We start from the raw sequence: 9,972 nt of genomic DNA, 5'->3' as shown, positions 1-9,972 counted from the left end.
TGGGGGCGGGGGTGTGGCGAACGGGCCGGGGGTGGGGCGCCGGCGCCACAGGGGTCGACCTATCCCCTAGGCGCTCAAGCAGGGTGCTCGATGCCCTTGCCGACGCCGACACCATCGCCCCGCTGAAGCCCGTGCTTGCGCACCAGCTGGCAAAACCGGCTGCGCTCTTTGCCTGCCAGCCGGGCGGCCAGGCTGAGGTTGCCGCCAGCCTGGCTCAGCACCGCCATCAGGTAGCGTCGCTCGAAGGTCTCGATGGCTTGGGCCTTGGCTTGCGCGAAGGCGGCCATGGTGGGCGCTTCAGAGGGGCCATCAACGTGGACACCCGACGCGATCAATGGCCCGTCGTCCGAGGGCGCGGCAGGGGGCACGCTGGGCGTTGCAGGCCTGAAGCTGGCTTGCAACTCAAGCTGTGCGCCGCTGCAAAGCAGGAAGGCACGGTGGATGAGGTGTTCCAGTTCGCGGACGTTGCCCGGCCAAGCCCGTGGTTGAAGCAGCCACTCGGTGCTGCGCTCCGACAAGGTCCTGGGTGGGCTGCCATATTGCCGAACCAGGCGCTGAACAAACGCCCTCGCCAGCAGCAACACGTCGCCCTGTCTCTCGCGCAAGGGTGGCAAAGGCACGCTCAAGACGTTCAATCGGTAGAGCAGGTCTTGTCGGAACTGCCCCCGCTCGACCAGTTGGGCCAGGTCTGCGTTGGTGGCGGCCACGATGCGAACGTCGGCATGCCTGATCTGTGGGGACCCCAGCGGACGATAGCTGCGATCTTGAGCGAAACGCAAAATGGCAGCCTGAGCCCGAGGGCTCAGCGAGTCGATTTCGTCCAGGAAGAGCGTGCCGCCGTGTGCTTGCCCGATCACCCCCAGGCTGTCGGATTTGGCGTCGGTGAATGCCCCCCTCGTGTGCCCGAACAGCTCGGCTTCAAGGATGCTGTCCGGCAGCGCGCCACAGTTGATTGGCACAAAAGGCCCGTGCCGCCTGGGGCTGAGGTAGTGGATGGCGCGGGCCGCCAGTTCTTTGCCTGTGCCGGTCTCGCCGCAAACCAGGACCGTTGCATCCACCCGAGCGCATCGGTGGAGCAAGGCCAGGGCTGAGCAAAAAGCGGGCGATTCGCCATGGAGGTTGAGGCCGCTCCAGTCCGGGGCGGTGATCCGATCGGGCTCGTCGGGTGTTTCAAGCGCTTGCATAGGGTTCCTCGGGACTGGCGCGCCAGCCCTGCCTGCGTTCGGCCGCGATGGACGAGCCATCGTCGCGGCACCTGTTGTGGGCCCCATTCTGGTCGGGGCCGTGAGCGGACCTCAACCCCTAGAACCGAATCGTTTGAGCGCAAACAAACGCGATGCACGCAGCCCTGTACAGTTGCTTTCTCGATCGCCTGACATTCGACTGCCTCCCGATGAGCACGCCCATCATCCGCATCCAGCACCTGAGCAAGGTCTACCAGCGTGGAGGACAGCTCATCCCTGTGCTCAACGACATCAACCTCACGGTTCAGCCTGCCGAGTTCGTCGCGTTGATGGGGCCCAGCGGGTCCGGCAAAAGCACCCTGCTCAACCTCATCGCGGGCATCGATCAACCCAGCTCCGGCACGATCGAAGTGGGCGGGGTGGACATCTCCACCCTGGGTGAGAGCGCCTTGGCCGACTGGCGAGCTGCGCACGTCGGCTTCATCTTTCAGTTCTACAACCTGATGCCGGTGCTGACCGCCTTCGAGAACGTCGAGTTGCCTTTGTTGCTGACCGGGTTGTCTCGCAAGCAACGGCGCGAGCACGTCGAAGCGGCGCTGGACATGGTGCGCCTGACGGACCGCATGGACCACCACCCCAACGAGCTCTCAGGCGGCCAGCAACAGCGCGTGGCCATTGCGCGAGCGCTGGTCACCGACCCCACCCTGATCGTGGCCGACGAGCCCACTGGCGACCTGGATCGCCAGACGGGCGAGGAAATCCTGGTCCTGCTGGATGAATTGCACCGTGACCTGGGCAAGACCATCGTGATGGTCACGCACGACCCCAAGGCCGCCGCAAGAGCCAGTCGGCAAGTCGAGCTGGAAAAGGGGGTGCTGGTGGATGCGCTCTCAACGCCAGCCCTGGTCGCCAGGCCCTGACGGGGGTGAGGCCTCGGTGTCGGGAGGCGGTGTTCGTGCCAGCACCCAGGCCGAGATCCCCGCCACGTGGTGCCGCCTCAGCAGCCGACTGATTTCGTCTAAGGTGGCCCCGGTGGTGAGCACGTCGTCGACCAGTGCGATGTGGCGGCCGCGCAGCCGCGCGTCCCATTTCGGGGTCACCTGAAAAGCGCCGTGGATCGCGCGGAGTCGCTCCTCGCTGTCCAGTGCCATGAGCCTGGGTGTGCTGCGGGTGCGAACAAGGGCCTGGTCGGTGGCGGGGCGGCGCAGGACCCGACCCAGGCCCTTTGCCAGCAGCCAAGCCTGGTTGTACCCCCGCTCGGCAAGGCGGTGGGCCGACAGCGGCACGGGCAGGATCAGGTCCACCCGGTGCGGGCGCTGGCGGACGGCATCGGCCATCAGTTCAACGAAGTGACCCTGCATGCTGGAAGCCCGCTGGAACTTGAAGCGGGAAATCAGGCTCGACCAGGGAGGAAGGTAGTCGAGCGCGGTGATGGCGCGGTCGAACTCGGGCTGACGAGCCTCGCAAGCCGTGCAGGAGTCGGCCTGGATGGCGTCGGGCCAGGGGAGGGCGCAACGTTTGCAGCGAGGCAATTCGATGCGCCAGCTCTGCTGGCAGGCGCGGCAGACGGGCTGCGTTTGCCAGCGCCCGCACATGGCACACAAGCCAGCCCATTTGGGCAGGCCGATGTGACCCCATGGTGTCAGCGACCGCGGCGAAAGCCCGGACAAGCATTTGGCAGGCATGGAATCAATATACTGAGCAGTCCCTCATGGAGGGAATCGCCCTTGCGTGGGCGTTCTAGTGGACGCCCCCAGTGGCCATGCCCCATGACCGACGCACCCTTGCCTTCCTCGTCCCCCTCCTCGTTGGAGGGCGGCAGCTTGCCGCCTCCCTGTTCGCCCGACCCGGTTGCCCTGCATCGCCAGCACGAGCGCCTGGCACGGCTGCGTCAGCGTCCTTGGCTCCACGACGAGGTCGCGCGTCGCCTGGCGGCCAAGCTCGAGCCGATTCGAATCGAGCCGCTCGATTGGGTCGACTGGTCGGCCTGGCTGGGGGGTGGGCAAAGCTTGGTGGCCCAGCGCTACCCCCAAGCCCGGCGCTGGGTGGTGGAACCCACGCCGTCGTTGGCTGAACGCAGTCGACTCGGTGCCCGGTCAGAGGCCGGGTGGCTCGGCCGCTTGCTGTCCGCGCAGCCGGTGGTGCTCACCGAACCCGTTCGCCAGGCGCCGTGGCCCAAGGCTGGGGTGCAAATGCTCTGGGCCAACATGACCTTGCATGGCGCCCCGGATCTCAAGTCGCTGATGGGGGCCTGGCACCGTCACCTGTCGGTTGGCGGCTTCCTGATGTGCTCGGGCCTGGGGCCTGACACGGCTCGCGAGCTGCGCGGCTTGTATCGAGAGCTGGGCTGGCCGATGCCCACCATCGATTTCATCGACATGCACGACCTGGGGGACGAGCTGCTGCAGGCTGGCTTCAGCGACCCTGTCATGGACATGGAACGCCTGACCCTGACCTGGGCCAGCCCCGAAGCCATGCTCGAAGAGTTGCGCACCTGGGGGGGCAACGTCTCTCGCGGTCGCATGCCCGGGCTGCGCACCCCCGGCTGGAAACAGCGCCTGATCGAACGCATGGGCGAGCGCCTCATGCAGCCGGACGGCCGCATCGCGCTGACGGTTGAGCTGGTTTACGGCCATGCCGTCAAACCAGAGCCCCGCGCCAAGGTCGCCCCGGAGACCCGGGTGTCGCTCGATGACATGCGTCGGATGGTGCGCAAGCCGGGCCATCCCTGATGCCTGGCGGCTGCTGCGTCGCGGCACCGTGACATTCCCGCACAAACTGCGGGTTATTCATAGCATGCCTTGCATGATTCCTTGTTGAGGCAGCGCAAGTGGCTGGCTAGAATGATTTTCATCGGACGAAGGGCACCCCCCGACCTCCGTGTCCATGCTGGAGTGATCCTCCAGGTGTGAATTCAGCCAGCCGGAGACTTGGCGAGATGACCGCCACAGCGTCACCCGTCCGCATGCTGCCCAACGCCCCGATGCGATTCGGGGTGTGGCGCGCCCTCCCGGTGTCTCGGCGCTCGCGACAGGCTTCTGTCTCAGAAGCCTGGCAGGCGGAGTGGCGTCTGCCTCGCGTGATGCCGATATCGACCTCCCGTTTTGTTTTCTGCAGCCTGGCTCTCCTCGTTTTATGGAGCTTGACGCTCGTGCTGGCTGGCGGCTCCTGGCGAGCTTGGGGGCCTGGCTTGGCGGGTGGCTGTTTGCTGACACTCGCTGGTGCTGCATTGCTAGCTCGCATGTCCTCCGACGGTGAGCACATCGCCATGCACCGGGGCCTGGTCCGCGTGACTCGCCGCCAAGGCGGGCGGGTGCGCACCACCGATTTCCTGCCTCGCTGGGTGCGCATCGAGCCCGAACAGCACGATCGCTCTCTGGTTCGCCTGTCCGGGCAGGGTCGATCGGTCACGGTCGGCGAACACATCCAGCCCCAGGAGCGTCGACAGCTGGCGGACGAGCTCCGCTGGGCGCTGAGGCAACTGGACGACTGATTTCCCCACCGCATCGCCCGGCCTGACGCGCACAGAGCGCGCCAAGCCAGACACCGCGTTCCACCCATGACGTGAAGAGCAACGAGATGAGCCAAGTTCCTGGGATCCGAATGAATGCATGGCGCCGCCCCATCGTCGCCATGGCCTCGCTGTGCCTGGCGGCCTCTGCCTGGGCCGTCAACGACTTGCCTGGCGGCCCCGCCGTGGGCCAGATCGACCTGCACCCGCCGGTCACCAAGATCGCCGCCGCCCAGCAAGACCTGCACTACCTGATGCTCTACATCTGCCTGGCCATCTTCATCGGTGTGTTCGGGGTGATGTTCTATTCCATCTACAAGCATCGCAAGTCCAAGGGCCACAAGCCTGCCGATTTCCACGAGTCCACGACCGTCGAAATCATCTGGACCATCGTGCCCTTCCTGATCGTCATCGGCATGGCTTTGCCGGCCACCAAGGTGGTCGTGGCCCAGAAGGACACCACCAACGCCGACATCACCATCAAAGCGGTGGGCATGCAGTGGAAGTGGGGCTACGAGTACATCACCGGCGAAGGCGAGGGCATCCAGTTCATCTCGACGCTCGATGCCAGCCAGCGCGCCCTGTCGGATGCTGGCACGCCCGCAGGCGACAACTACCTGCTGAAGGTCGACAACGCCATGGTGGTGCCGGTGGACAAGAAGGTGCGCATCATCACCACGGCCAACGACGTCATCCACTCCTTCATGGTGCCGGCCTTCGGCATCAAGCAAGACGCCATCCCCGGCTTCGTGCGCGACACCTGGTTCCGTGCCGAGAAGGTGGGTGACTACTACGGCCAATGCGTCGAGCTGTGCGGCAAGGAGCACGCCTACATGCCGATCCACGTCAAGGTCGTGACGGCCGAGGCCTATGCCAAGTGGGTCGAAGACAAGCGCAAGGAAATCGCGGCCAAGGCCGATGACCCGAACAAGGTCTGGACGCTTGAGGCGCTGGTGGCGCGCGGCGAGAAGGTCTACAACGCCAACTGCGCGGCCTGTCACCAGCCCAACGGCAAGGGTGGCGGTGCCATCAAGGCCCTCGACGCCTCGCCCTTGGTGCTCGACGCCGACCGCGGCAAGGAGATCCACGTGCTGCTCAACGGCCAGAACAACATCATGCCGGCCTGGAAACAGCTGTCCGACACCGAAATCGCAGCCGTCATCACCTTCACCAAGAACCACTGGTCGAACAAGACGGGCCAGATCGTGCAGCCCGCCGAGGTGCTGGCTGCGCGCAAGTGAGCCGAACCGCTGCACCGAGAACCGACAGATCTGATCTTCGAAAGGACGCTCCATGAGCGCAGTGCTTGACCACGGTGGCCACGGCCACGACGACCACCACGACCACCCGCACGGCTGGCGTCGCTGGGTGTACGCCACCAACCACAAGGACATCGGTACCCTGTACATGCTGTTCTCGCTGACCATGCTGATGATCGGCGGGGTGCTGGCGCTGGGCATCCGCGCCGAGCTGTTCAAGCCGGGTCTGCAGCTGGTCAACCCCGAGTTGTTCAACCAGCTCACGACCATGCACGGCATCATCATGGTGTTCGGCGCGATCATGCCGGCCTTCGTGGGTTTTGCGAACTGGATGCTGCCGCTGCAGATCGGCGCCTCCGACATGGCTTTTGCGCGCATGAACAACTTCAGCTTCTGGCTGATGATCCCGGCGGCGCTCATGCTGGTGAGCTCGTTCTTCATGCCCGGTGGCGCCCCCGCCGCGGGCTGGACGCTGTACGCGCCGCTCACGCTGCAGATGGGCCCCTCGATGGACGCGGGCATCTTCGCGATGCACATCCTGGGCGCTTCGTCGATCATGGGCTCGATCAACATCATCGTGACCATCCTGAACATGCGCGCGCCGGGCATGACGCTCATGAAGATGCCCATGTTCGCCTGGACCTGGCTGATCACGGCCTACCTGCTGATCGCGGTGATGCCCGTGCTGGCTGGTGCCATCACCATGACGCTGACGGACCGCCACTTCGGCACCAGCTTCTTCAACCCCGCTGGCGGCGGTGACCCGGTGATGTACCAGCACATCTTCTGGTTCTTCGGTCACCCCGAGGTCTACATCATGATCTTGCCGGCCTTCGGCATCATCAGCCAGATCGTGCCGGCCTTCGCCCGCAAGAAGCTGTTCGGCTACGCCTCGATGGTGTACGCCACGGCCTCCATCGCCATCCTGAGCTTCATCGTCTGGGCCCACCACATGTTCGCCACCGGCATGCCGGTCACGGGCCAGTTGTTCTTCATGTACGCGACCATGCTGATCTCGGTGCCCACGGGCGTGAAGGTCTTCAACTGGATCGCCACCATGTGGCGCGGCTCGATGACCTTCGAGAGCCCGATGCTTTGGGCCGTGGGCTTCATCTTCGTGTTCACCATGGGCGGCTTCACCGGGCTGATCTGCTCGGTGGCGCCCATCGACACCCAAATCCAGGACACCTACTACGTGGTGGCCCACTTCCACTACGTGCTGGTGGCCGGCTCGCTGTTCGCGCTGTTCGCCGGTTTCTATTACTGGGCCCCCAAGTGGACGGGCGTGATGGTGCCGGAGTGGAAGGGCAAGCTGCACTTCTGGTGGTCGCTGATCGCCTTCAACGTCACATTCTTCCCGATGCACTTCCTGGGCCTGGCGGGCATGCCGCGTCGTTATGCCGACTACCCCATGCAGTTCGCCGATTACAACGCCTTGGCTTCGGTGGGTGCCTTCGCCTTCGGTTTCGCCCAGGTTTACTTCATCTTCGGTGTGCTGATCCCCGCCATGCGTGGCAAGGGTGAGCCGGCGCCGGCCAAGCCCTGGGAAGGCGCCGAAGGCCTGGAATGGGAAGTGCCGTCGCCGGCCCCCTTCCACACCTTCGAGAACCCGCCCAAGCTGGACGCCACCGCCACCAAGGTGATCGGCTGAGGAAAGAGACATGTCCCAGTTCGCCGACACCACCGACAAGCTGGCCCAGCGCGCGCGCAACGTGCGCATGGCCCTGATCCTGGCCTCGATTGCCGCTGCGTTTTTCGTCGGCTTCGTGGTCAAGATCACCCTGTTGGGCAAGGCATGAGTCAAGTGCCGCGTCCCGTCGGGTCGGCCTGGGTGGCCCGCTTGCGCAGGGCCAACTTGCAGATGGTGGGCAAGCTCGTGGTCGTCACCGGGGTGATGTTCGGTTTTGGTTACGCGATGGTGCCCATTTACAAGCACATCTGCGAGGCCCTGGGCATCAACGTGCTCTCGCTGTCCGAGCAGCAGGTCTCGCGTGCAGGACAGGGCAAGGTCAACACCCAGGTCGATCGCAGCCGCACCATCACCGTCGAGTTCGATGCGAACGCGCGAGGGCCTTGGGGTTTCAAGCCCGAGGTGCGTTCGGTGAAGGTGCACCCGGGTGAAATCGCCACCGTGGTCTACGAGTTCACCAACGAGCAGGACCGAACGATGGCCGCACAAGCCATCCCCAGCTACGCACCGAAGCAGGCCACTTCACACTTCAACAAGATGGAGTGCTTCTGCTTCACGGAGCACACGCTCAAGCCCGGCGAGAGCAAGCGCTGGCCGGTGGTGTTCGTGATCGACCCCAAGTTGCCGAAAGACGTTTCAACCATCACCCTGTCCTACACCTTCTTCGAGGTGGGCGGCAAGGTGCCGGCGGCGCCGAAAGGGGCGGTGTGAGCGAGGACTTGAAGCAGGCGGTGCAGCGCAAGGGTTCGTTCTGGCAGACGGTCAAGGCAGTTGGGTGGTCGTTCTTCGGGGTGCGCAAGGCCTCTGGGTACGAAGAAGACATCTCCAAGGTCAACCCGGTGCACGTGATCGTGGCGGGGTTGCTGGCTGCAGTGTTGTTCGTGCTGGGCTTGGTTGTTTTGGTGAAGTGGGTCGTGGCCAGTGGTGCGGCGACCTGAAGGTTTCATGTGTTGAAGTGATGCGCTCAAGGGCGTTCAAGGTCTGAGGAGATCGTGATGTCGACAGCGGTGAACAAGGGGCAGGCCCCCTACTACTACGTGCCAGGGCCGTCTCGGCACCCGGTCATGGCCTCGATCGGCCTGTTCTTTGTCATCCTGGGTGCGGGGCAGTGGGTCAATGGCTCCAGTTGGGCGCCGTATGCCTTGGCCTTCGGGTTGGTGTGGTGGCTGGTGGTGCTCAAACAATGGTTCTCGCAAGCCATCGGTGAATCCGAGAGTGGGCTCTACAGCGACCGCATCGACGTGTCCTTCCGCTGGAGCATGGCCTGGTTCATCTTCTCCGAGGTGATGTTCTTTGGCGCTTTCTTCGGGGCGCTGTACTGGGCGCGTCTGCATGTGCTGCCGTCGCTGGGCAACATCGAGAACGCCTTGCTCTGGCCTGACTTCAAGGCCATCTGGCCTTCCGAGATGGCCGGCGCCACGGGCTCGCCCGCGGGCACGGTCGAGCCCTTCCGCACCATGGGCCCCTGGCCTTTGCCGACGATCAACACGGCTTTGCTGTTGACCTCGGGTGTGACGCTGACCGTGGCTCACCACGCGCTGCGCGAAAACCACCGTGGCAAGTGCATCGCCTTCATGTGGATGACGGTGTTGCTGGGCGTGGCCTTCCTGATCTGCCAGGGCTACGAGTACTACGAAGCGTATGCCCACCTGAACCTGAAGCTGACGTCGGGCATCTACGGCTCGACCTTCTTCATGCTGACGGGCTTTCACGGCATGCACGTGTTCGTGGGCATGCTGATGCTGCTGTTCATCACGCTGCGCCTGCAAAAGGGGCACTTCACACCCGAGCGCCACTTCGGTTTTGAAGGCGCCGCCTGGTACTGGCACTTCGTCGACGTGGTCTGGCTGGGCCTGTACGTGGTGGTGTACTGGTTGTGAGGCCCATGCCTGTTGCCGGCTTGGGCTGGCAACGGGCGTCACCGAACCAGCAAGGCGCTCCCAGGAGCGCCTTTTCCATTCAGCCCCCCAGCGGCACGCCAGTTGGGTGGATCCAGCCCATCTTGTAGGCGACCAGGATGAACGCGAACAGCGCAATCGACAGGCCCACGCGCAGCGCCAGCGCACGCACCATCCGGTTGCTCTTGGGTTGGCCGTCGCGGCCATCTTGCAACAGGGCGCGACCGGCAAAGGCCAGGGCCACCACAATGGCCACCAGGGCCAGCAAAAAGACGATCTTCATGCGCTGGATGATGTCCGCCTGAGCTTTGCGGAGACCACAGGATGAACCCGATGCACAAGCGCTGGCTGGCGGTGGCCGCGGGCGTGACCGCTGCCATGCTGACGGCCCGCCTGGGCGTGTGGCAGCTCGACCGCGCTGCCGAAAAAA

Annotated in this window: 12 protein-coding genes; 9 read left to right on the top strand and 3 right to left on the bottom strand. The window is 64.6% G+C overall.

Translation table 11 applies throughout. The features are described 5' to 3' along the window. Positions 1-74: 74 nt before the first annotated feature. On the bottom strand, positions 75-1,184 hold the full coding sequence (locus B2W70_RS00230) for a sigma-54 interaction domain-containing protein (RefSeq protein ID WP_286741899.1): 1,110 nt from the start codon (positions 1,182-1,184) through the stop codon (positions 75-77). A gap of 209 nt (positions 1,185-1,393) precedes the next feature. Between B2W70_RS00230 and B2W70_RS00225 the strand changes: the two genes are divergently transcribed. Next, positions 1,394-2,104 carry an ABC transporter ATP-binding protein gene (locus tag B2W70_RS00225; RefSeq protein WP_286741898.1) on the top strand — a complete coding sequence of 237 codons (711 nt, stop codon included), beginning with the start codon at positions 1,394-1,396 and terminating at the stop codon, positions 2,102-2,104. Here the strand turns inward: B2W70_RS00225 and B2W70_RS00220 are convergent. Further along, on the bottom strand, positions 2,075-2,869 hold the full coding sequence (locus B2W70_RS00220; protein ID WP_286741896.1) for a ComF family protein: 795 nt from the start codon (positions 2,867-2,869) through the stop codon (positions 2,075-2,077). The genes B2W70_RS00225 and B2W70_RS00220 overlap by 30 nt on opposite strands. A gap of 84 nt (positions 2,870-2,953) precedes the next feature. On the opposite strand from B2W70_RS00220, the gene B2W70_RS00215 reads away from it, so the two are divergent. The 8 genes from B2W70_RS00215 (at position 2,954) to B2W70_RS00180 (ending at position 9,524) form a co-directional block, all read left to right on the top strand. Continuing rightward, entirely contained in the window at positions 2,954-3,916 is a 963-nt protein-coding gene (locus B2W70_RS00215) for a biotin synthase (protein ID WP_286741894.1), read from the top strand. Positions 3,917-4,122: 206 nt separating this feature from the next. Continuing rightward, positions 4,123-4,677 (top strand): DUF2244 domain-containing protein, encoded by a 555-nt coding sequence (locus B2W70_RS00210; RefSeq protein WP_349677419.1) that lies wholly within the window; start codon positions 4,123-4,125, stop codon positions 4,675-4,677. Between the two features lie 110 nt (positions 4,678-4,787). Next, the gene (coxB, locus tag B2W70_RS00205; RefSeq protein WP_414631008.1) at positions 4,788-5,936 is read left to right on the top strand and encodes a cytochrome c oxidase subunit II; all 1,149 of its coding nucleotides are present in this window, start codon (positions 4,788-4,790) and stop codon (positions 5,934-5,936) included. Between the two features lie 52 nt (positions 5,937-5,988). Then, positions 5,989-7,605 carry a cytochrome c oxidase subunit I gene (gene ctaD, locus B2W70_RS00200; RefSeq protein ID WP_286741890.1) on the top strand — a complete coding sequence of 539 codons (1,617 nt, stop codon included), beginning with the start codon at positions 5,989-5,991 and terminating at the stop codon, positions 7,603-7,605. Between the two features lie 10 nt (positions 7,606-7,615). Continuing rightward, positions 7,616-7,753, top strand: coding sequence for a cytochrome oxidase small assembly protein (locus B2W70_RS00195; RefSeq protein WP_286741889.1), 138 nt, complete (start codon positions 7,616-7,618; stop codon positions 7,751-7,753). Beyond that, complete coding sequence (locus B2W70_RS00190; RefSeq protein WP_286741888.1) at positions 7,750-8,355, top strand: cytochrome c oxidase assembly protein; 606 nt, start codon at positions 7,750-7,752, stop codon at positions 8,353-8,355. The genes B2W70_RS00195 and B2W70_RS00190 overlap by 4 nt, the downstream gene beginning before the upstream one ends. Continuing rightward, a complete protein-coding gene (locus B2W70_RS00185; RefSeq protein ID WP_286741887.1) occupies positions 8,352-8,582 on the top strand; it encodes a DUF2970 domain-containing protein in 231 nt (76 codons plus the stop codon). The genes B2W70_RS00190 and B2W70_RS00185 overlap by 4 nt, the downstream gene beginning before the upstream one ends. 57 nt (positions 8,583-8,639) lie before the next feature. Continuing rightward, positions 8,640-9,524 (top strand): cytochrome c oxidase subunit 3, encoded by an 885-nt coding sequence (locus tag B2W70_RS00180; RefSeq protein ID WP_286741886.1) that lies wholly within the window; start codon positions 8,640-8,642, stop codon positions 9,522-9,524. Between the two features lie 79 nt (positions 9,525-9,603). On the opposite strand, the gene B2W70_RS00175 is transcribed toward B2W70_RS00180, so the two are convergent. Next, on the bottom strand, positions 9,604-9,825 hold the full coding sequence (locus B2W70_RS00175; RefSeq protein ID WP_286741885.1) for a twin transmembrane helix small protein: 222 nt from the start codon (positions 9,823-9,825) through the stop codon (positions 9,604-9,606). Between the last annotated feature and the right edge of the window lie 147 nt (positions 9,826-9,972).

The organism is Aquabacterium sp. UBA2148, from assembly GCF_002328915.1.
Lineage (GTDB): Bacteria > Pseudomonadota > Gammaproteobacteria > Burkholderiales > Burkholderiaceae_C > Aquabacterium > Aquabacterium parvum.
The sequence above is the reverse complement of the archived record's forward strand: the minus strand, read 5'-3'. Positions and strand labels throughout refer to the sequence as shown.